Raw genomic sequence first — 20560 nt, forward strand, 5'->3', positions numbered from 1 at the left:
TATGAGACGCACCCATTACACGCGACGACGTTTTGGCGGACGGCAACCATTATGAGGAACTGGAGTAACGTCTTTAATAGCAGTTACTTCTAAACCAGCAGCTTGAAGTGCACGAATAGCAGCTTCACGACCAGCACCAGGACCTTTAACAGTTACTTCCAACGTTTTCAGACCATGTTCAAGGGATGTTTTAGCAGCAGTTTCTGCAGCCATTTGAGCAGCGAATGGTGTAGATTTACGTGAACCACGGAAACCAAGAGCACCAGCACTTGACCAAGATACAGCGTTACCTTGCATATCTGTAATCGTTACAATTGTATTGTTAAATGTAGAACGAATGTGTGCAATACCAGATTCGATATTCTTTTTCACACGACGTTTACGAGTTTGTTGTTTACGAGCCATGTTAAGAAGGAACCTCCTTTACCAATTATTTTTTCTTGTTCGCAACAGTTTTACGAGGACCTTTACGCGTACGCGCATTGTTCTTCGTATTTTGACCACGAACAGGTAAGCCACGACGGTGACGGATACCACGGAATGAACCGATTTCCATCAGACGTTTAATATTTAATGAAGTTTCGCGACGTAAGTCACCTTCAAGTTTGTATGAATCTAATTGTTCACGGATTTTGTTTAACTCATCTTCAGTTAAGTCGCGTACGCGTGTATCTTCTGAAATACCTGCATCAGCTAGTACTTTCTGAGCTGTAGTTTTACCAATACCGAAAATGTACGTTAATGAAATTACCACGCGTTTGTCGCGAGGAATATCAACACCAGCAATACGTGCCATGTACGTTGTGCACCTCCTTTAGAATTAACCTTGTTTTTGTTTATGTTTAGGATTTTCACAGATTACCATTACTTTACCGCGTCGGCGAATTACTTTACATTTTTCGCAGATCGGTTTCACAGATGGTCTCACTTTCATCTAACCTAACCTCCTTAGTAGTCCGGAGCGCAAAAGATTATTTAAAACGGTATGTGATACGACCGCGAGTTAAATCATAAGGAGATAACTCGATAGTAACCTTATCTCCAGGTAGAATACGGATAAAGTGCATACGAATCTTACCAGATACGTGTGCTAGAATCACATGTCCATTTTCTAATTCTACCTTAAACATCGCGTTTGGCAAAGTCTCAACAACTGTCCCTTCGACTTCAATTACATCATCTTTCGCCATCTACTCTGTCTCCTCTCTATATGCAAATTAAAGTTCTCATCGTTACATCAAACGGATATCTGCTGCAACTTTAGAAGCAACCTCGTTTCAACATATGTTTGGATTGTATGAGAGATGTTTGAAAGACGCTCGTCTGGTTTCGCTTCACACAATCCACGGAATTTACAGAACCAATAAGGGCACTGAACCTCCCATGTTTACACGAATACCGGAATGTCTTTGATGAGATATTCATACCCGTTACACAGATGCTTCCACGAAACCCATTATACTCCTCCAAAAGGTATGTTGCACTCTTTAGAAGAAATATATACCGGGCACAATATGCTTTTGCAACTCTCAAAAAAATTATGTTTCGTTGTTGCTCCCGCATGCCTCCCGCGGAAGCAGTACTCTGCGCCCGGAGCCGGGTATCAGCTGCGGCTGCCCTGTAATAGAGCATCAAGATCAGCAAACACTTTGTTAATATCTTGCTGTCCATCAATGTTAGTTAACACACCTTTAGCTTGATAGAAATCAAGTAGAGGTTGTGCTTGATTCATATTTACTTCCAGACGGTTTGCAACCGTTTCAGGATTATCATCTGCACGTGTATAAAGCTCGCCACCATCTTTATCACATTTTCCTTCCACCTTAGGAGGATTGAAAATTAAATGATATGATGTACCACAAGTTTTACAAATACGTCGACCTGAAAGACGAGCAATTAACTCATCCTTTTCAACTTGAATGTTTAATGTATGCTCAATCGCTTTACCTAGATCAGCAAGAATGCTATCCAATGCTTCAGCTTGAGGAACAGTACGTGGGAATCCATCTAATAAGAAGCCCTTTTCACAATCAGGTTTAGCCAGTCGCTCACGAACAATACCAATCGTTACTTCATCAGGTACTAGTGCACCTTGATCCATAAACGATTTCGCTTGTAAGCCTAGTTCAGTACCTTCTTTAATTGCAGCACGGAACATATCGCCTGTAGAAATATGAGGAATCGCGTACTTCTCAACAATTTTATCTGCCTGAGTACCTTTACCAGCACCTGGCAGACCCATTAAAACGATATTCATTAGGAAATATTCCTCCCACAAAAGGTTTGCTGATTTAAGGAAACGATGGAACGTTCCCTAAAAACCAACATTATTTCATAAAGCCTTTGTAGTGACGTTTAACAAGTTGAGATTCTAGCTGCTTCATCGTTTCCAGCGCTACACCGACTACGATAATAATACTAGTACCACCGATCTGCACTGAGGCAGGTAAATTCATAAAATTAATGAATAAAATCGGCATTACAGCAATAACAGTTAAGAATATCGCACCAACAAAAGTTAGACGATATAACACGCTTGTTAAATACGTTTGAGTGTTTTCACCAGGACGAATACCTGGAATGTAAGCACCTTGTTTTTTCAAGTTGTCTGCCACATTTTCTGGATTCACTTGAACGAATGCATAGAAATATGTGAACGCGACGATCAAAATAATATAAATTGTCATACCGATAGGCTGCGTATACTGCAGATTTTTCGTAATCCAATTTGTAACACTATTTTCACCAAAGAACACAGCAAGCGTTTGAGGTGTTACAAGAAACGCTACTGAAAAGATTACCGGAATAACCCCTGCAGCATTTACTTTTAACGGTAGATGCGTTTGTTGACCACCAGTTTGCTGACTACGTCCAGTAACTCGTTTCGCATATTGAATTGGAATTTTACGAAGTGCTTGTTGCACGTATATAACCCCAACTACAACTGCTAATAAAATTAATACAAGCAATGCAAGGACAATGATGTTGATAAATAATTTATCTCCAGCACCCTCGATTTGCTGTGCGAAAATTTGGTTGATCCCTGTAGGCAATGCTGCAACGATACCTGCGAAAATGACAACAGAAATACCATTACCAACACCGTGAGCAGTAATTTGCTCAGCAAGCCATACTAGGAATGCTGTTCCCGCTGTCAATACTATAGCAATTGTAACATAAGTTAGAACGCCCTCTTCTTTAATCAAAGATCCACCATACATTCTATTAAAACCGAATGACATTGCGAATGATTGGATAAAAGCAAGAATAATAGTAAAGTAGCGAGTAAATTGTGCAAGTTTACGTCTTCCGACTTCACCTTGCTTTGCCCACTCAGCAAATTTCGGTACTACGTCCATTTGCAATAACTGAACAATGATTGAGGCTGTGATGTAAGGCATAATTCCCATCGCGAAGATGGAGAAGTTCTTTAAAGCACCACCGCCAAAAGTATTCAGGAAACCAACGAGGTTAAACTCATCAGTTGCCTTTAATACATCAGCGTCAACGTTTGGTACTGGAATGAAAGTTCCAATACGAAAAACGATTAACATTAAAAGTGTGAAAATGATTTTATTTCTTATATCTCGAACACGCATAAAGTTAGAGATTGTCTGAAACATTAAATCACCTCAGTAGTTCCGCCGGCATTCTCGATTGCTTCTTTCGCTGAAGCTGAGAATTTATGAGCTTTAACAGTAAGCTTTTTATTAAGAGCTCCGTTGCCAAGAACTTTAATTCCAGCTTTCTCGTTGCTCACTATACCAGTTTCAAGTAATAATGCAGCAGTAACTTCTGCACCGTCTTCGAAACGGTTTAAAGCATCAAGGTTAACAATCGCGTATTCTTTACGATTAATGTTCGTAAATCCACGTTTTGGTAAACGACGGAATAATGGGTTTTGACCGCCCTCAAATCCTGGGCGTACACCGCCACCAGAACGAGCGTTTTGACCTTTATGACCTTTACCTGCTGTTTTACCGTTACCAGAACCGATACCACGACCAACGCGATTGCGTTGCTTACGAGAACCTTCTGCTGGTTTTAACTCATGCAGTTTCATAGTGGGTGGCACCTCCTTGTTCAATTATTGAAAATTAAATTTCTTTTACAGTAACTAAGTGTGCTACTTTATCAAGCATACCGCGAGTAGCTGCATTATCAGCTTTCTCTACAGTTTGGTGTAATTTACGTAAACCTAAAGCTTCAACAGTTTTGCGTTGTGCAGGTTTAGTACCAATCACAGATTTAGTAAGGGTGATTTCTAATTTGTTAGCCATTATCTTTCCCCCCTTATCCTAATATTTCTTCCACTGATTTACCACGTAATTTAGCTACGTCCTCTACGCGTTTTAATTCAGTTAAACCTTGAACAGTTGCACGCACCATGTTGATTGGTGTGTTAGATCCAAGAGATTTTGAAAGAATATCAGTAATACCAGCAAGTTCTAGTACAGCACGTACTGGACCACCAGCGATAACTCCTGTACCAGGAGCAGCAGGTTTAATTAAGATTTCTCCTGCACCGAAGCGACCAAGCACTAAGTGTGGAGTTGTTCCACCAACACGTGGCACTTCTACTAAGTTTTTCTTCGCATCTTCAACAGCTTTACGGATAGCATCTGGAACCTCTTGAGCTTTACCAGTACCGAAACCTACATGACCGTTTCTATCGCCAACAACAACTAGTGCTGTGAAGCGGAAGCGACGTCCACCTTTAACAACTTTAGCAACACGGTTAATAGTAACTACGCGTTCTTCAAGTTCTCCAAGTTTGTTTGCGTCAATTCGACTCATGAAATGTGTCCCTCCTTCTTATTAAAATTCTAAACCATTCTCACGTGCAGCTTCAGCTAAAGCTTTCACGCGTCCATGATATAAGTAACCACCACGGTCAAAAACTACAGCAGTAATATTTTTTTCCGCAGCGCGTTTCGCGATTGTTTCACCGATTTTTGATGCAGTTGCAACATTGCTACCAGTGCCTTCAAAATCTTTTTCTTGAGAAGATGCGCTAACAATTGTTACGCCTGCTACGTCATCGATAAGTTGAGCGTAGATGTTCTTGTTAGAACGGAATACATTTAAGCGTGGACGCTCAGCAGTACCCGAAATTTTAGAACGAACTCGCGCATGACGTTTTTTACGAACTTGATTTTTATCCTGTTTCGTAATCACAAGGGTCACTCCTTTCTAATGCTTAGGCAGCATTATTTACCTGTTTTACCTTCTTTACGACGAACGTATTCGCCTTCGTAACGGATACCTTTACCTTTATATGGCTCTGGTGGACGAACGTCACGAATGTTAGATGCAAGAGCACCAACGCGCTCTTTGCTAATACCTTTAATGATGATTTTAGTGTTAGAAGGAACTTCAATTTCAAGACCATCTTCAGGTGTGAACTCTACTGGATGAGAGTAACCTACGTTAAGTACAAGTTTTTTGCCTTGTAATTGCGCACGGTAACCAACACCGATAAGTTCTAAAGCTTTTTCGAAACCTGCAGAAACACCAGTAACCATGTTCGCTAGAAGCGCACGAGTAGTACCGTGGTTTGTGCGGTGTTCTTTTGATTCAGAAGGACGTGATACAGAGATTACGTTACCCTCTTGCTCAATTTTCATATCTTGGTGGAAAGAACGAACAAGTTCGCCTTTAGGACCTTTAACAGTAACAGTGTTGTCAGCTGCAACAGTAACAGTTACGTTAGCTGGTACCTCGATAATTTTTTTACCTACACGAGACATTTAGTTGCACCTCCATTCATTTATTGCTAATTACCAAACGTATGCTAGAACTTCGCCGCCAACTTGTTTAGCGCGAGCTTCTTTATCTGTTAATAAACCTTGTGAAGTTGACACTAAAGCGATACCAAGACCGTTCAGTACTTTAGGCACTTCATTTGTTTTAGCATATACACGTAGACCAGGTTTAGAAATACGTTTTAAGCCAGTGATAACACGCTCGTTATCTTTACCGTATTTTAAGAAGATACGGATAATACCTTGCTTGTTGTCTTCCACGTATTCTACGTCACGTACGAAACCTTCACGCTTTAAAATTTCAGCGATTTCTTTTTTCACGTTGGAAGCTGGTACTTCTAACTTCTCGTGACGAACCATGTTCGCATTACGAATGCGAGTAAGCATATCTGCAATCGGATCAGTCATTGTCATTACATTTACCTCCTTCCCAAATTAGGGGATTACCAGCTGGCTTTTTTCACGCCAGGAATTTGTCCCTTATATGCAAGTTCTCGGAAACAAATACGGCAAAGTTTGAATTTGCGATATACAGAGTGTGGACGGCCACAGCGTTCACAACGTGTATATTCTTGCACTTTAAACTTTTGCTTACGTTGTTGTTTAACGATCATAGATTTTTTAGCCACGTTTTCGCCCTCCTTGTTTAAATTACTTTTGGAACGGCATACCGAATTGTGTCAATAACTCGCGAGCTTCTTCGTCAGAGTTCGCTGTCGTTACGATCACGATGTCCATACCGCGTACTTTTGAAACTTTATCGTAATCGATTTCTGGGAAAATTAGTTGCTCTTTAACACCTAGAGTGTAGTTACCGCGACCATCGAATGCTTTTTTAGAAACACCACGGAAGTCACGTACACGAGGAAGTGAGATTGAGATTAATTTGTCCAAGAATTCATACATACGCTCACCGCGTAATGTAACTTTAGCACCGATTGGCATACCTTCACGTAAACGGAAACCTGCGATCGATTTTTTCGCTTTAGTTACAACTGGTTTTTGACCAGTGATAATTGTTAATTCTTCTACAGCTGCATCTAATGCTTTAGAGTTTTGAACAGCATCACCAACACCCATGTTGATAACGATTTTGTCAACTTTCGGCAACTGCATAACTGATTTATATCCAAACTTGCTCATAAGAGCAGGAGAAACTTCATTTAAATATTTTTCTTTTAGGCGGCTCATGTGTGTACCTCCCTTCTTTTATTTACTAGTTAGTCGATTACTGCACCTGATTTTTTTGCAACACGAACTTTTTTACCGTTTTCGATTTTATAACCTACACGAGTCGGCTCGCCAGATTTAGGATCGATTAGCATTACGTTCGAAACGTGAATTGCAGCCTCTTGGCTTACAATCCCACCTTGTGGATTCAATTGGTTAGGTTTAACGTGCTTTTTCACGATATTAACGCCTTCAACAAGAACGCGGTCTTGTTTAGGGAAAGCAGCTAGGATTACTCCTTCTTTGCCTTTGTCCTTACCAGTGATAACCTTAACCTTGTCACCTTTTTTTACATGCATGCTGTCGCACCTCCTTGATTGGCACTATCATGAAATTAAAGAACTTCTGGAGCTAGAGAAACGATTTTCATGAAGTTGCTGTCACGTAATTCACGTGCAACAGGTCCGAAAATACGAGTTCCGCGTGGTGATTTATCATCACGAATAATTACACAAGCATTTTCATCAAATTTGATGTACGTACCGTCTTTACGACGTACGCCTGATTTAGTACGAACGATAACAGCTTTAACAACGTCACCCTTCTTGACAACGCCACCTGGTGTTGCTTTCTTAACTGTACAAACAACGATATCACCGATGTTAGCAGTTTTACGGCCAGAGCCACCAAGCACTTTAATTGTAAGAACTTCACGTGCACCTGAGTTGTCAGCAACTTTCATACGACTTTCTTGTTGGATCACTTAGGTTACCTCCCTTCGGAAATGGTTGTTCCGAAATAGTTATTAAATAATAACCGCTTTTTCTACAACTTCAACTAGACGGAAACGTTTAGTAGCTGATAGCGGGCGAGTCTCCATGATACGTACGATATCACCGATTTTCGCTTGGTTTTGCTCATCATGAGCTTTAAACTTTTTAGAGTATTTTACACGTTTACCGTAAAGCTTGTGCTTTTTGTGAGTTTCAACTAAAACAGTAACAGTTTTGTCCATTTTATCTGAAACAACGCGGCCCGTGTAAACTTTGCGTTGATTACGCTCAGTCATACTTGAAAACCTCCTTTATCAGTTATTTGCACTGATTTCTCTTTCACGAATAACAGTTTTCATACGCGCGATTGCTTTACGCACTTCACGAATACGAGCTGTGTTTTCTAATTGACCAGTCGCCAATTGGAAGCGAAGGTTGAAAAGCTCTTCTTTCAGTGATTTCACTTTTAATTCAATTTCAGAAGTGGCAAGGTCACGGATTTCATTAGCTTTCATTAGATTCACCACCAGTTTCTTGACGTTTTACGATCTTACATTTAACAGGAAGCTTATGTGATGCTAAACGAAGTGCTTCACGTGCAATCTCTTCAGATACACCAGCAATTTCGAACATAATTTTTCCTGGTTTTACTACTGCTACCCAACCTTCAGGAGAACCTTTACCAGAACCCATGCGGACTTCTAGAGGTTTTTTAGTGTAAGGTTTGTGTGGGAAGATTTTAATCCAAACTTTACCGCCACGTTTCATGTAACGAGTCATCGCGATACGTGCAGATTCGATTTGACGGTTAGTAATCCAGCTAGCAGTTTGAGCTTGTAAGCCCCACTCGCCGAATGATACTTCTTTGCCGCCTTTCGCTTCGCCACGCATGTTGCCGCGGTGTTCACGACGGTATTTTACGCGTTTAGGCAATAACATATTATTTGCCTCCTTCCACAGATTTCTTCGTAGGAAGAACTTCACCACGGTAGATCCATACTTTAACGCCTAATTTACCGTAAGTAGTGTCAGCTTCTGCGTGTGCATAGTCAATGTCAGCACGTAGAGTATGAAGTGGAACAGTTCCTTCACTATAGTGTTCAGCACGCGCGATATCAGCGCCACCTAAACGACCAGATACTTGTGTTTTAATTCCTTTTGCACCAGCACGGATTGTGCGTTGGATCGCTTGCTTTTGCGCACGACGGAATGATACACGGTTTTCTAATTGACGAGCGATGTTTTCAGCTACTAGACGAGCGTCAAGATCTGCACGTTTAATTTCAATGATGTTGATGTGTACGCGTTTACCAGTTAACTCGCTAAGGTATTTACGAAGGTTTTCAACTTCAGTACCACCTTTACCGATTACCATACCTGGTTTCGCAGTGTGAATTGTAATGTTTACACGGTTTGCAGCACGTTCGATTTCTACTTTAGAAACAGAAGCGTCTTTAAGAGCCGTTTCAATATATTTACGCACTTTGATGTCTTCGTGAAGTAGAGTTGCATAGTCTTTTTCAGCGTACCATTTTGACTCCCAGTCACGAATAATACCAACGCGCAGTCCTATTGGATGTACTTTTTGACCCACGGATTAACCCTCCTTCTTCTCAGATACCACTAGAGTGATGTGGCTTGTGCGTTTGTTAATTGCGCTTGCACGTCCTTGCGCACGTGGACGGAAACGTTTTAAAGTTGGACCTTCATCAACGAACACTTCAGAAACTACTAAAGAGTTGATGTCAAGATCGTAGTTGTGCTCAGCATTAGCAACTGCAGATTTTAATACTTTCTCAACGACTGGAGACGCCGCTTTTGGAGTATGACGTAAAATTGCAACTGCTTCACCAACTTGCTTACCTCGGATTAAGTCTACAACTAGACGTACTTTACGAGGAGCAATACGTACTGTGCGAGCGATAGCTTTAGCTTGTGTCATTAGGATTTACCTCCTCTCAAAATTAGCGTCTTGTTTTCTTGTCGTCTGCACCGTGACCTTTGTAAGTACGTGTCGGTGCGAACTCACCAAGTTTATGGCCTACCATATCTTCTGTTACGTATACAGGAACATGTTTACGTCCATCATATACAGCAATCGTTAAACCGATGAAGTTCGGGAAGATTGTAGAACGGCGTGACCAAGTTTTGATAACTTGTTTTTTCTCAGAAGCCTCTTGTACTTCCACTTTTTTCATTAAGTGGTCATCAACAAAAGGTCCTTTTTTCAAGCTGCGACCCATGTAGGAACCTCCCTCCGTGATTCCACCACGGCTCTCACATAGAACCGTAGTTTAACCACTTTATTTTTTACGACTACGGATGATAAATTTATCCGATTTGTTTTTCTTCTTACGAGTTTTGTAACCAAGTGCTGGTTTACCCCAAGGAGTCATTGGTGATTTACGTCCGATTGGAGAACGTCCTTCACCACCACCGTGTGGGTGATCGTTAGGGTTCATTACAGAACCACGAACTTCTGGGCGTTTACCTAACCAACGGCTACGACCTGCTTTACCGATGTGTACAAGTTCGTGTTGTTCGTTACCAACTTGACCGATTGTAGCGCGGCAAGTAGCTAACACTAAACGTACTTCACCAGATTGAAGACGAACGATTACGTACTTATCTTCACGACCAAGTACTTGAGCAGAAGTACCAGCAGAACGTACTAATTGTCCACCTTTTCCAGGTTTTAACTCGATGTTATGGATTGTAGTACCCATTGGAATGTTTGCTAATGGTAATGCATTACCTACTTTAATATCAGCATCTGGACCAGAAACGATTGTTTGACCAACCTCTAGACCTTTTGGTGCTAAGATGTAAGCTTTTGCTCCATCAGCGTAGTTGATTAATGCGATATTCGCAGAACGGTTTGGATCATATTCAATAGTAGCAACTTTTGCCGGAATGCCATCTTTAACACGTTTGAAATCGATAACACGGTATTGCTTCTTATGACCACCACCATGATGACGAACAGTGATTTTACCTTGGTTGTTACGACCAGCTTTGCGTTTAGTTGGTTCAAGCAATGATTTCTCAGGCTTGTTAGTTGTAATTTCCGCAAAGTCTAATGACGTCATGTTACGACGACCATTAGAGGTAGGTTTATACTTTTTAATCGCCATTGTGTTTTCCCTCCTTCTTGAGTGTTCAAATCATAAATCCATTAAGGATTACACTTCGAATAATTCAATTTCTTTGCTATCAGCAGTTAATTTAACAATCGCTTTACGACGTTTGTTAGTGTAACCACCGTAACGGCCAACACGCTTGAATTTACCTTTGTAGTTAAGAACGTTTACTTTCTCAACTTTTACGCCAAAGATTTCTTCTACAGCGTCTTTTACTTGAGTTTTGTTAGCGCGAGTGTCTACTTCGAAAGTATACTTTTTCTCTGCCATAAGTTCTGAAGAACGCTCAGTAATGACCGGACGTTTTAAAATATCACGTGCTTCCATTATCCAAGCACCTCCTCAACTTTTTCTACTGCAGATTTAGTGAATACAACTTTGTCGTGACCTAATAGATCAAGAACGTTGATTCCATTTGCAGTTAAAACTGTTACACCTGGGATGTTACGAGCAGATAATGCTACGTTTTCATCTAGGTCAGCAGTTACGAATAAAGATTTTTTCTCTAAAGAAAGATCTTTAAGAATTTTTGTGAATTCTTTTGTTTTTGGTGCTGCTAGAGTTAGAGCATCAAGAACTAAGAAGTTTTGTTCTACTACTTTAGCTGATAAAGCAGATTTAAGAGCTAAGCGGCGAACTTTTTTAGGTAATTTATAAGAATAGCTACGTGGAGTAGGACCGAATACGATACCACCGCCGCGCCATTGTGGAGAACGGATAGAACCTTGACGAGCACGACCAGTTCCTTTTTGACGCCATGGTTTACGACCACCACCAGCAACCTCAGAACGGTTTTTAACCTTGTGATTACCTTGACGAAGAGAAGCACGTTGAGCTACTACTGCGTCGAATAATACTGCTTCATTTGGCTCGATTCCGAAGATCGCATCGTTTAATTCGATTTCACCAACTGAAGCACCTGTTTGACTAAGTACAGATACTTTTGTCATTCCTGTTTCCTCCTTTCTTGAAGTGATTACTTAGCTTTAATTGCAGTTTTTACTGTAACTAGAGCTTTTTTAGAACCAGGAACATTACCTTTAACAAGTAGTAAGTTACGATCAGCATCAACTTTCACGATTTCTAAGTTTTGGATTGTAACTACATTGCCACCCATTTGACCAGGTAATTTCTTTTGTTTAAATACGCGGTTCGGAGCAACTGGACCCATTGAACCAGGACGACGGTGGTAACGAGAACCGTGGGCCATAGGACCACGAGATTGTCCGTGGCGTTTAATAACACCTTGGAAACCTTTACCTTTAGTAACACCTGTTACATCAATTACATCGCCTTCTGCGAAAATTTCTACTTTGACTTCTTGACCAACTTCGTATTCTCCAACGTTCACGTTGCGGAATTCACGAATGAAGCGCTTAGGAGCAGTGTTCGCTTTTGCTACGTGACCTTGTTCAGGTTTGTTAGAAAGCTTAACGCGCTTGTCTTCGAAACCAACTTGAATTGCTTCGTAGCCGTCTGTTTCAACAGTTTTCTTTTGAAGAACTACGTTTGGCGCAGCTTCGATAACTGTTACCGGGATTAAATCTCCGTTTTCAGCGAAAACTTGTGTCATACCAATTTTTCTACCTAAGATTCCTTTAGCCATTTGTCACACCTCCTGTAAGTTTTGAAAAGTTATATTATTTTTACCATTAAAGTTTGATTTCGATATCAACGCCAGATGGTAAATCAAGTTTCATTAACGCATCAACAGTTTGTGGTGTTGGGTTAACGATATCGATCAGACGTTTATGCGTACGCATCTCGAATTGTTCACGAGAATCTTTGTACTTGTGAACCGCACGAAGAATTGTGTACACAGACTTCTCAGTTGGAAGTGGAATCGGACCTGATACACTTGCACCTGAACGTTTTGCAGTTTCCACAATTTTCTCAGCAGACTGATCTAAAATACGGTGATCATACGCTTTTAAACGAATACGAATCTTTTGTTTTGCCATTATTTTCCCTCCTTCTCGCCTATTTTCTAGACATTCTCCACGAAAATTTTCCCACACACCGCCATGGCAAAGCGGCCGGGTGTGTCGGCAACCTCTCGCTTCATCGCAGTCAAAGACCAACATTCAACATTATATACAATAAAAAAAGAATAAGCAAGTCTTTTCGCTAAATTCTTTTAAATGTTGTAGATATTCTTAGTACTACTACTTCTTCGCTTTATTAAGCCGTTTATTAGTATATAAAATTTTATTACATATTGCAATAGTTAAGGTTGTCATATCAACATTTCCGTACTTTTCAAACAATTCTTTAAGAAAGTAGTTTCTATAGATAAGAAACTACTTCTTATCTATAGAAAGAATACACATGCCATCCAACCAAACAGGATCAAAGGGATATTAATAAAAACAAATGTCGGTACACAAGTATCCCAAATATGATGATGTTGTCCATCTACATTTAAGCCTGCTGTTGGTCCTAACGTAGAATCTGAAGCTGGAGAGCCTGCATCGCCTAAAGCACCTGCTGTACCAATTAAACAAAGAATCGCTAATGGACTCAATCCCAACCCTTGTGCAAGAGGAACAAATAACGTAGCAATAATAGGTACTGTAGCAAAAGATGAACCAATACCCATCGTCACAACTAATCCAATGACTAGCATGATAAAGACAGCGAGACTTCTATTACCTTTCAGCACAGCGATTGAGCTTGTAATTAAGCTATCCACATCCCCAGTAGCATTAATAACGGCTGCGAAGCCATTGGCCGCAATCATGACAAAGCCAATAAAGGCCATCATCTTCATCCCTTCAGAGAGAATGTCATCTGCCTCTTTCCATTTAAGTGCACCTGTAAAATACATCAACATAATCCCTGTAAACGAACCGACAATCATTGAATCTGTTAATACTTGAGCACAAAGTGATGCGACTAATGCAAGAGCTGTAGAAAACATCACAAACTTACTGACGTTCACGTTTAAAGATTCCGTCTCTACTTCATTGTGCTTATAGTGTCTTGGCTTGCGGTATACAACAAAGGCGACAAGCAGCCCAATCAGCATTCCTAGCACCGGAATCGCCATTGCTACCGGTACATCACGTGAAGATACAGCCATTCCAGCCTCTGACACTTGTGTAGCAACGATATCTTGAAAAATGGCTCCGAAACCAGCTGGCACGAAACTATAAGTACCGATTAAGCCTACTGCAATTAGGACCGCAATGATACGTCGATCAACCTCCAACATATTTAATATTTTTAAAATAGGAGGAATCAATAATGGAATGAAGGCAATATGAATAGGAATAACATTTTGAGATAAAATAGACATCACGAAAATAAGGAAAAAAATTAAAACCTTCACTAAGCCTTTTCTATTACTTTCGCCATTTAAAATTTTTAACATCCCTGCAATCATCAATTTTGGTATTCCAGTTTTGGCAATAGCAATAGCAAAGCCACCAAGGAGACCATAACTCAATGCAATAGTGGCCCCTGCGCCTAACCCTTCTGTAAATGATTGTACTGTTGCCTCAATGCCCATTCCACTTGTAAGACCACCTACAAAAGCTCCTAGTACTAAGGAAAGAACGACATTGATGCGAAGCAAGCTTAATATCAACATAACGGCTACCGCCGCAATTACTGCATTCATTGTTACACTTCACTTTCATACACTAAATTACTAACATGTTAAACTTTATTATTCTGATATTTGAAAGTCAATAGTTTTCACAATTTCAATATGTTTATATAAAAAAACAGTGTAAAGGATTAATCATTACACTGTTTTTGAGTTTCTTCATATTTAATTGTTACAACGATTCACGAACAACTTTTTTATAATAGCCAACCGAAAGTATGCCAAAGATCGTATATAACGCTACGTAACAGCACATCGCAATCCACAAGGGAGCCGTTAACTCTGTACCAAATAAGAACCATCCTGACTTAACAGCAAAGTAGCTATGCAATAATCCAATAACTAATGGGACACCAAAATTAAAGGCCTGTTTCATATAAATGCCTTTCATGATGTCTTTCTCGGCAAAACCAATTTTTCTGAGTATTGTATAGGAACTTCTTTCTTCCTCTGCCTCAGACATTTGTTTAAAGTATAGAATACTACCAGTTGTCATTAGAAATGCTAATCCTAAAAATGCTGTTGTAAAAATCGTAAGACCTAATGTTTCAATATTATCTTTACGTTTTTCTTCAAAGGAAGATTGTGTATATTGCTGTGTCTTACCATCACCTTCTACAGCCGTAATAACTCCTGCATTTGTTTGAATATATAATTTCTCTGCTGTTTCTAATTCTTCTTTTGCTGTTATTGTAATGGTCGTTTGTTGATGCCAAGGATAAAGCGCTGCTTGCGTAGTTAAACTTGTAAACATGTCATCTGTCACAACAAAGATAGGTCCGCCACCTCCAGCCGTGACAATACCACTTATAACACTTTTATCATGAACATCTACTACATGGAAAGTTTCTTCAAGCTCTCCTGCAGATACCACTACATCACGATCTTTTTCTAATGGAAACATTTCAGCCATATAACCGCCATAGTTGGTTAAGATAACATCGTTGCCTGATAGCGATGCTTCAGGAACGCTTTGCTGATAATCAGAAAGCGGGATAGTATAGATTGTTCCTTCCATATCATATAAAGGATTGTCCTGCTGCTTTTTAGACATTAATTGACCTACAGAGGCTGTTACTCCTTGTAAACGATAATCTACTTTATCATACGTAATGTTATTTTTCTCTAACTCCTCTAAGAAGGTCTGACCCTGCTCTTCTAGCAATATGAAATCACCAGGTACTTGGCTATAAGCCGATGCCTCTGAGGAATAGTAGGCGATATAGGATAGCGTCGTTACACCTAGAGACACACCTGTTAATACAGTGATAAGTGTTAATGACTTTGCGTTGCTCTTCATGCGATGCATAATCGGTGTTAATGCTAATACATCCTTGATAGATAAATGCCCTTTTTTCTTCAAGCGAATAGTATTCATAATAAAGGCTACGGAGAAACGAAAGACAAGAAATGTACCACCAATAGTCGTAGCTAAAATTATCATCATATTGATAAATAAATGACCAGCTGAATCAATATCAAATAGCTTTGTTGACGCATAGTAGCCGTAAGCAATCAGCACAAGACCCATAAAGCCAATTGCCATTTGTAATGCACTAAAACGTCTCACACGCTCGTCTGCTTGTTTTGCCGCGCTAAACAGTGATAATAATGAAACACGATGAATCATCCAAGCCATCTGTACAAGAACAATAACCAAAAGAATAGCAAACACGATCATCGACTGCTGTAATGCCTGTGTACTAAATGTCATGGTTACAAGAGCTTCTTTTTCAAGGACACGTAGTAAAATCATAGCAAATACGCGTGAGCTAAAGAAACCTACCAGCATCCCTAGAATAACAGCACCAATAAATAAGAGAATGTTTTCAATCGCTAGTAAACGCACGATTAGCCCCTTTGTCATGCCTATCAATTGGTACAAGCCTATTTCCTTACTACGACGTTTCATAAATAAATGATTTGCATATAGGACGAAGAATAAAACGATAAAATAGAGAATATAAGTGGCTGCTTTAAATCCTGCCGTAGCCGTTCCACTCATTTGAACAGCATCCCATACCTCAGAATTATTTTGCAATGTAACAAAGGAAAAATACAAAGTAACACTAAAAATAAGAGCAAAGAAATATAGATAGTAGTGCTTCATATTTTTCTTCATGCTTCTAATCACTAGCTTACTAAGACTCATACCCGTCACCGCCTAGCACACTTTGCGTATGCATGATTTCTTGGAAAAATGCCTGCCTTGTTTTATCACCCTTATAAAGTTCACTATAGATCAGGCCATCCTTTAAAAATAAAACACGTGTGCAGAAGCTTGCAGCTACTGCATCATGTGTAACCATCATTATTGTCGCTTCTTTCGTCTCATTAATGTTTTGGAGATTTTGGAGCAAGGCTGTAGCCGATTTAGAATCCAATGCACCAGTAGGCTCATCTGCAAATACCAACGATGGGGTCGTAATAAGTGCACGTGCAGCAGAGGTACGCTGCTTTTGTCCACCAGATATTTCATTGGGATATTTATTTAAAATTTCTGTAATACCCAATAGGGATGTTAGCTCTTTCACTCGGCTTTCCGCAACAGCTTTTGGTAACTTACTGATAGCTAATGGCAGAAGGATATTTTCCTTTACTGTGAGGGTATCCAGTAAATTATAATCTTGAAATATGAATCCTAGCTGCTCTCGTCGAAAATTCGCTAATGCCTTTTCTTTCATATCACGCAAATTATGACCGTTTATTTCAATTACACCTTCTGTTGCGAAATCTATAGAACACAAGACATTTAAAAGTGTTGTTTTACCTGAACCTGAAGGTCCCATAATGCCTACAAACTCACCTTTATTTACTTCTAAATCAATACCCTTTAGCACTTCTTGAGCCGTTGATTTTTTGCCATATACTTTCTTTATTTTACGACCAATTAAAACTGTCACGTGATAACGCCCCTTTCTATAATCCAAGTGTACCCTGTCATAGCTATTCATTCGTGCGTTTTACATGACAATATAAAAAGGTAGGTGACAATTTCGTCATCTACCTGTTAGTTTGACATATTCATTTTGTAAGGGAAAACGCAGTGTAAATAATGAGCCGTCTCCAACATTCGATTGAACATAGATGCGAATCCCGATTTTTCGGGCTGCATTGGATGCCAAATAAAGACCCATTCCTGTAGATTGTGAGGATTCTCTTCCCGCTGTTCCCGTATACGATTTTTGAAAAATTCGAGGTAAATCCTCTAAAGGAATACCTATACCTACATCTTTTATATGTAATAATGTCGCACCTGTTGGGTCATGTTCAGTAAAAATTGTGACCTCAGAATTTACTGGACTATATTTTATGGCATTTGAGAGAATTTGCCGAACAATAAACGCTAGCCACTTGCCATCAGTCAGAACCGTATCTGTAAGCTCAGCGACTTCAAAGCCAATACCTTTTTCAATACACCAAGCCTGCATACCCCTGATTTCTTTATAGACAATCGGTTTCAGCTCGACCTCATTTAAATAGTTGTCCTTTTCAATAGAGGCTAATCTTGTTTGATGTAGCTGTTGATCGACTAAAAGATGTAGTCTCAGCCATTCATTCTCTAATTTTCGGCGCAGTGATACATCCTCAATATGCTCTAACAATAAATTAATCGTTGTTAAAGGGGCCTTTACTTCATGAACCCAAGCCAACAGCTCATCTGAATACTCTTGTAGTTGCACTTTAGCTTGATTTAACTCCATGTTCTTCTCAGAAAAGACACTTTCTATTTTTTGAAAGCATGCTTCCTGAAAAGGAGTTAAAACTAGTCTGTTTTTATGTGCTTCATCAAGGTAGTCGTCCATATTTCCCAGGAAATCTTTTAATTTCCCAACTTCATTGACATAACGCCACACAAAAAAGAGTGTAAAACTAACAAGCAAACTAATGTTTACATACCATATTGAAATACTATTTAAACCAACATCTAAAGAAAATAGCACATTTAGAAGTGTAAAAATGAAAATAAAAAAACCAATCCATGCAAAGCGTTCTCTTATAAATAATAATAGCATGTTTTTCACGTCCTCTGGCTGACTGCCATATATCCAAGTCCTTTTTTAGTTAGAATCACTTCTGGTAAACCAATATCCTCTAGCTTTGTACGTAATCGATTAACATTTACCGACAAAGTATTATCATTGACAAAACGTTCATCATCCCAAAGCTTTCTCATTAATTCGTCTCTTGAAACAATCTGATTAACCTGTTCCACTAAAATTCGTAAAATGAAGAGCTCGTTTTTCGTTAAGGAAGCAGTAGCCCCATTAAACACAATCTCACTCCTTGTATAATCAATAACGGCATTATTAAAACGAGTAACGTCCATTTTCTCCTCAACATAGTCATAGGTTCTTCGTAAAATCGCCTGTGTTTTCGCGAGTAGCACTTCCATATGGAATGGCTTTTGTATAAAATCATCTGCTCCCATTTGCATAGCCATCACCATATCCATTGGATGATCTCGAGACGAAAGAAAAAGGATGGGTACTTTGGATAAATGACGTATTTCTCGACACCAATGAAAGCCATCATAGGCAGGTAATTGAATATCAATCAGCACAAGATGTGGTTTCTCCTCTATAAAATTGTCCATCACCTTTTGAAAATTTTTAGGACCAACCACTTGTAATGACCAATGTGCAAAACGTTCTTGAATCATGTTAAAAATGGATGGATCATCTTCAATGAGCAAGATTTTCATGTCCATGTTCAATTCCCCTTTTCTTTATTTCTCCTAGATGACATGCTAGCTGTTATGTATACATACACTAATTAAAATCATTTGATTTCCCTTATTTTAACACAAAAAACCAATCTGTAAGCGTCCCTACAGATTGGTTTGATAATTAGCGAAAGCTAAAATTATTTTTGGATAGAAGCAACTACGCCAGCGCCTACAGTACGGCCACCCTCACGGATAGAGAATTTAGTACCTTCTTCAAGAGCGATTGGAGCGATAAGTTCAACTGTCATTTCGATGTTATCACCAGGCATTACCATTTCAACGCCTTCTGGTAAGTTACAGATACCTGTTACGTCAGTTGTACGGAAGTAGAACTGAGGACGGTAGTTAGAGAAGAATGGAGTATGACGGCCACCCTCTTCTTTTGATAAAACGTAAACTTCAGCTTTGAAGTTTGTGTGTGGAGTGATTGAACCTGGTTTAGCTAATACTTGACCACGTTGGATTTCTTCACGAGCAACACCACGTAGTAAAGCACCGATATTGTCACCAGCTTCAGCATAGTCTAATAATTTACGGAACATTTCTACACCAGTTACAGTAGTAGATTTAGCTTCTTCAGCGATACCGATGATTTCAATTACGTCACCAACTTTAACTTGACCACGTTCAACACGGCCAGTTGCAACTGTACCACGACCAGTGATAGAGAATACGTCCTCTACTGGCATCATGAATGGTTTGTCAGTTTGACGTTCTGGAGTTGGGATGTAAGAATCTACAGCGTCCATTAATTCAACGATTTTTTCTTCCCATTCTGGTTCACCTTCAAGAGCTTTAAGAGCAGAACCTTTGATTACAGGAATATCGTCACCTGGGAAGTCATATTCAGATAGTAGATCACGGATTTCCATTTCTACTAATTCTAATAATTCTTCGTCATCAACCATATCACATTTGTTCATGAATACTACTAAGTATGGAACACCTACTTGACGAGATAAAAGGATGTGTTCACGAGTTTGTGGCATTGGGCCATCAGCAGCAGATACTACTAAGATACCGCCGTCCATTTGTGCAGCACCAGTGATCATGTTTTTAACATAGTCAGCGTGTCCTGGGCAGTCAACGTGTGCATAGTGACGAGTTTCTGTTTCATATTCTACGTGAGAAGTGTTGATTGTGATACCACGCTCTTTTTCTTCTGGAGCGTTATCGATGTCAGCGTATGATTTAGCTGTACCACCCATTTTTTTAGAAAGAACTGTAGCGATTGCAGCAGTTAAAGTAGTTTTACCATGGTCAACGTGTCCGATTGTACCAATGTTAGCATGCGTTTTAGAACGGTCAAATTTTTCTTTAGCCATTAGAGATTGCCTCCTCAAAATTATATGTTTTATTTTTGAAATTTATAG

Annotated in this window: 33 protein-coding genes and 1 pseudogene; all 34 read right to left on the minus strand. The window is 39.6% G+C overall.

Annotation, left to right across the window (positions count from 1 at the left end; all coding sequences use genetic code 11):
• Positions 1 to 15: 15 nt before the first annotated feature.
• Positions 16 to 405, minus strand: coding sequence for a 30S ribosomal protein S11 (gene rpsK / locus MHI04_RS21560; RefSeq protein WP_004233731.1), 390 nt, complete (start codon positions 403 to 405; stop codon positions 16 to 18).
• 25 nt (positions 406 to 430) lie between these two features.
• The gene (gene rpsM, locus MHI04_RS21565; protein ID WP_004233729.1) at positions 431 to 796 is read right to left on the minus strand and encodes a 30S ribosomal protein S13; all 366 of its coding nucleotides are present in this window, start codon (positions 794 to 796) and stop codon (positions 431 to 433) included.
• A gap of 24 nt (positions 797 to 820) precedes the next feature.
• Positions 821 to 934, minus strand: coding sequence for a 50S ribosomal protein L36 (gene rpmJ / locus MHI04_RS21570; RefSeq protein ID WP_000868344.1), 114 nt, complete (start codon positions 932 to 934; stop codon positions 821 to 823).
• 37 nt (positions 935 to 971) lie between these two features.
• Positions 972 to 1190, minus strand: a complete 219-nt coding sequence (gene infA, locus MHI04_RS21575) for a translation initiation factor IF-1 (RefSeq protein ID WP_004233690.1) — start codon at positions 1188 to 1190, stop codon at positions 972 to 974.
• An 86-nt stretch (positions 1191 to 1276) separates the two neighbouring features.
• A pseudogene (locus MHI04_RS21580) lies at positions 1277 to 1351 on the minus strand (type I methionyl aminopeptidase); the annotation flags it as partial.
• A gap of 252 nt (positions 1352 to 1603) precedes the next feature.
• On the minus strand, positions 1604 to 2257 hold the full coding sequence (locus MHI04_RS21585) for an adenylate kinase (RefSeq protein ID WP_330493772.1): 654 nt from the start codon (positions 2255 to 2257) through the stop codon (positions 1604 to 1606).
• A 70-nt stretch (positions 2258 to 2327) separates the two neighbouring features.
• Positions 2328 to 3623 carry a preprotein translocase subunit SecY gene (gene secY / locus MHI04_RS21590; RefSeq protein ID WP_036129079.1) on the minus strand — a complete coding sequence of 432 codons (1296 nt, stop codon included), beginning with the start codon at positions 3621 to 3623 and terminating at the stop codon, positions 2328 to 2330.
• On the minus strand, positions 3623 to 4063 hold the full coding sequence (rplO, locus tag MHI04_RS21595; RefSeq protein WP_036129082.1) for a 50S ribosomal protein L15: 441 nt from the start codon (positions 4061 to 4063) through the stop codon (positions 3623 to 3625). The genes secY and rplO overlap by 1 nt, the downstream gene beginning before the upstream one ends.
• 34 nt (positions 4064 to 4097) lie before the next feature.
• On the minus strand, positions 4098 to 4280 hold the full coding sequence (rpmD, locus tag MHI04_RS21600; protein WP_004233668.1) for a 50S ribosomal protein L30: 183 nt from the start codon (positions 4278 to 4280) through the stop codon (positions 4098 to 4100).
• A 13-nt stretch (positions 4281 to 4293) separates the two neighbouring features.
• Positions 4294 to 4797: a 30S ribosomal protein S5 gene (gene rpsE / locus MHI04_RS21605; RefSeq protein WP_008181711.1), complete on the minus strand. Its 504-nt coding sequence runs from the start codon at positions 4795 to 4797 to the stop codon at positions 4294 to 4296.
• A 21-nt stretch (positions 4798 to 4818) separates the two neighbouring features.
• Entirely contained in the window at positions 4819 to 5178 is a 360-nt protein-coding gene (gene rplR / locus MHI04_RS21610) for a 50S ribosomal protein L18 (protein ID WP_036124657.1), read from the minus strand.
• Positions 5179 to 5210: 32 nt separating this feature from the next.
• Positions 5211 to 5750 (minus strand): 50S ribosomal protein L6, encoded by a 540-nt coding sequence (rplF, locus tag MHI04_RS21615; protein ID WP_008181715.1) that lies wholly within the window; start codon positions 5748 to 5750, stop codon positions 5211 to 5213.
• Between the two features lie 30 nt (positions 5751 to 5780).
• The gene (gene rpsH, locus MHI04_RS21620) at positions 5781 to 6179 is read right to left on the minus strand and encodes a 30S ribosomal protein S8 (protein ID WP_008181717.1); all 399 of its coding nucleotides are present in this window, start codon (positions 6177 to 6179) and stop codon (positions 5781 to 5783) included.
• Positions 6180 to 6208: 29 nt separating this feature from the next.
• The gene (locus tag MHI04_RS21625) at positions 6209 to 6394 is read right to left on the minus strand and encodes a type Z 30S ribosomal protein S14 (protein ID WP_004233656.1); all 186 of its coding nucleotides are present in this window, start codon (positions 6392 to 6394) and stop codon (positions 6209 to 6211) included.
• A 22-nt stretch (positions 6395 to 6416) separates the two neighbouring features.
• A complete protein-coding gene (rplE, locus tag MHI04_RS21630) occupies positions 6417 to 6956 on the minus strand; it encodes a 50S ribosomal protein L5 (protein WP_008181719.1) in 540 nt (179 codons plus the stop codon).
• A gap of 29 nt (positions 6957 to 6985) precedes the next feature.
• Positions 6986 to 7294, minus strand: coding sequence for a 50S ribosomal protein L24 (rplX, locus tag MHI04_RS21635; RefSeq protein WP_004233652.1), 309 nt, complete (start codon positions 7292 to 7294; stop codon positions 6986 to 6988).
• Between the two features lie 35 nt (positions 7295 to 7329).
• A complete protein-coding gene (gene rplN / locus MHI04_RS21640; RefSeq protein ID WP_004233650.1) occupies positions 7330 to 7698 on the minus strand; it encodes a 50S ribosomal protein L14 in 369 nt (122 codons plus the stop codon).
• A 42-nt stretch (positions 7699 to 7740) separates the two neighbouring features.
• The gene (gene rpsQ / locus MHI04_RS21645) at positions 7741 to 8004 is read right to left on the minus strand and encodes a 30S ribosomal protein S17 (RefSeq protein ID WP_008181723.1); all 264 of its coding nucleotides are present in this window, start codon (positions 8002 to 8004) and stop codon (positions 7741 to 7743) included.
• 18 nt (positions 8005 to 8022) lie between these two features.
• Positions 8023 to 8223, minus strand: a complete 201-nt coding sequence (gene rpmC / locus MHI04_RS21650) for a 50S ribosomal protein L29 (protein ID WP_004233646.1) — start codon at positions 8221 to 8223, stop codon at positions 8023 to 8025.
• The gene (rplP, locus tag MHI04_RS21655) at positions 8213 to 8647 is read right to left on the minus strand and encodes a 50S ribosomal protein L16 (protein WP_025116437.1); all 435 of its coding nucleotides are present in this window, start codon (positions 8645 to 8647) and stop codon (positions 8213 to 8215) included. Before rplP ends, rpmC begins: the two co-directional genes overlap by 11 nt.
• A gap of 1 nt (position 8648) precedes the next feature.
• Positions 8649 to 9302, minus strand: a complete 654-nt coding sequence (rpsC, locus tag MHI04_RS21660) for a 30S ribosomal protein S3 (RefSeq protein WP_025116438.1) — start codon at positions 9300 to 9302, stop codon at positions 8649 to 8651.
• A 3-nt stretch (positions 9303 to 9305) separates the two neighbouring features.
• On the minus strand, positions 9306 to 9650 hold the full coding sequence (gene rplV / locus MHI04_RS21665) for a 50S ribosomal protein L22 (RefSeq protein ID WP_004233639.1): 345 nt from the start codon (positions 9648 to 9650) through the stop codon (positions 9306 to 9308).
• Between the two features lie 22 nt (positions 9651 to 9672).
• Positions 9673 to 9951 (minus strand): 30S ribosomal protein S19, encoded by a 279-nt coding sequence (gene rpsS / locus MHI04_RS21670; protein WP_008181911.1) that lies wholly within the window; start codon positions 9949 to 9951, stop codon positions 9673 to 9675.
• A gap of 60 nt (positions 9952 to 10011) precedes the next feature.
• Positions 10012 to 10842 carry a 50S ribosomal protein L2 gene (gene rplB, locus MHI04_RS21675; protein ID WP_036124661.1) on the minus strand — a complete coding sequence of 277 codons (831 nt, stop codon included), beginning with the start codon at positions 10840 to 10842 and terminating at the stop codon, positions 10012 to 10014.
• Between the two features lie 48 nt (positions 10843 to 10890).
• Entirely contained in the window at positions 10891 to 11175 is a 285-nt protein-coding gene (rplW, locus tag MHI04_RS21680) for a 50S ribosomal protein L23 (RefSeq protein WP_036124663.1), read from the minus strand.
• Positions 11175 to 11798 (minus strand): 50S ribosomal protein L4, encoded by a 624-nt coding sequence (gene rplD / locus MHI04_RS21685; RefSeq protein WP_004233626.1) that lies wholly within the window; start codon positions 11796 to 11798, stop codon positions 11175 to 11177. Before rplD ends, rplW begins: the two co-directional genes overlap by 1 nt.
• Before the next feature lie 26 nt (positions 11799 to 11824).
• The gene (rplC, locus tag MHI04_RS21690; protein ID WP_036124665.1) at positions 11825 to 12454 is read right to left on the minus strand and encodes a 50S ribosomal protein L3; all 630 of its coding nucleotides are present in this window, start codon (positions 12452 to 12454) and stop codon (positions 11825 to 11827) included.
• 46 nt (positions 12455 to 12500) lie between these two features.
• A complete protein-coding gene (gene rpsJ / locus MHI04_RS21695) occupies positions 12501 to 12809 on the minus strand; it encodes a 30S ribosomal protein S10 (protein WP_004233624.1) in 309 nt (102 codons plus the stop codon).
• A 350-nt stretch (positions 12810 to 13159) separates the two neighbouring features.
• The gene (locus MHI04_RS21700) at positions 13160 to 14470 is read right to left on the minus strand and encodes a Na+/H+ antiporter NhaC family protein (protein ID WP_271911880.1); all 1311 of its coding nucleotides are present in this window, start codon (positions 14468 to 14470) and stop codon (positions 13160 to 13162) included.
• A gap of 160 nt (positions 14471 to 14630) precedes the next feature.
• Positions 14631 to 16610 (minus strand): ABC transporter permease, encoded by a 1980-nt coding sequence (locus tag MHI04_RS21705; protein ID WP_058845121.1) that lies wholly within the window; start codon positions 16608 to 16610, stop codon positions 14631 to 14633.
• Positions 16600 to 17361 carry an ABC transporter ATP-binding protein gene (locus tag MHI04_RS21710; protein ID WP_036123701.1) on the minus strand — a complete coding sequence of 254 codons (762 nt, stop codon included), beginning with the start codon at positions 17359 to 17361 and terminating at the stop codon, positions 16600 to 16602. Before MHI04_RS21710 ends, MHI04_RS21705 begins: the two co-directional genes overlap by 11 nt.
• Before the next feature lie 96 nt (positions 17362 to 17457).
• A complete protein-coding gene (locus MHI04_RS21715; RefSeq protein ID WP_342535191.1) occupies positions 17458 to 18474 on the minus strand; it encodes a sensor histidine kinase in 1017 nt (338 codons plus the stop codon).
• A 5-nt stretch (positions 18475 to 18479) separates the two neighbouring features.
• On the minus strand, positions 18480 to 19169 hold the full coding sequence (locus tag MHI04_RS21720; RefSeq protein ID WP_080717086.1) for a response regulator transcription factor: 690 nt from the start codon (positions 19167 to 19169) through the stop codon (positions 18480 to 18482).
• 155 nt (positions 19170 to 19324) lie between these two features.
• Complete coding sequence (tuf, locus tag MHI04_RS21725) at positions 19325 to 20512, minus strand: elongation factor Tu (RefSeq protein ID WP_036123706.1); 1188 nt, start codon at positions 20510 to 20512, stop codon at positions 19325 to 19327.
• Positions 20513 to 20560 lie beyond the last annotated feature (48 nt).

It is taken from the genome of Lysinibacillus sp. FSL K6-1151, assembly GCF_038630755.1.
Taxonomy (GTDB): Bacteria; Bacillota; Bacilli; order Bacillales_A; family Planococcaceae; genus Lysinibacillus; species Lysinibacillus fusiformis_D.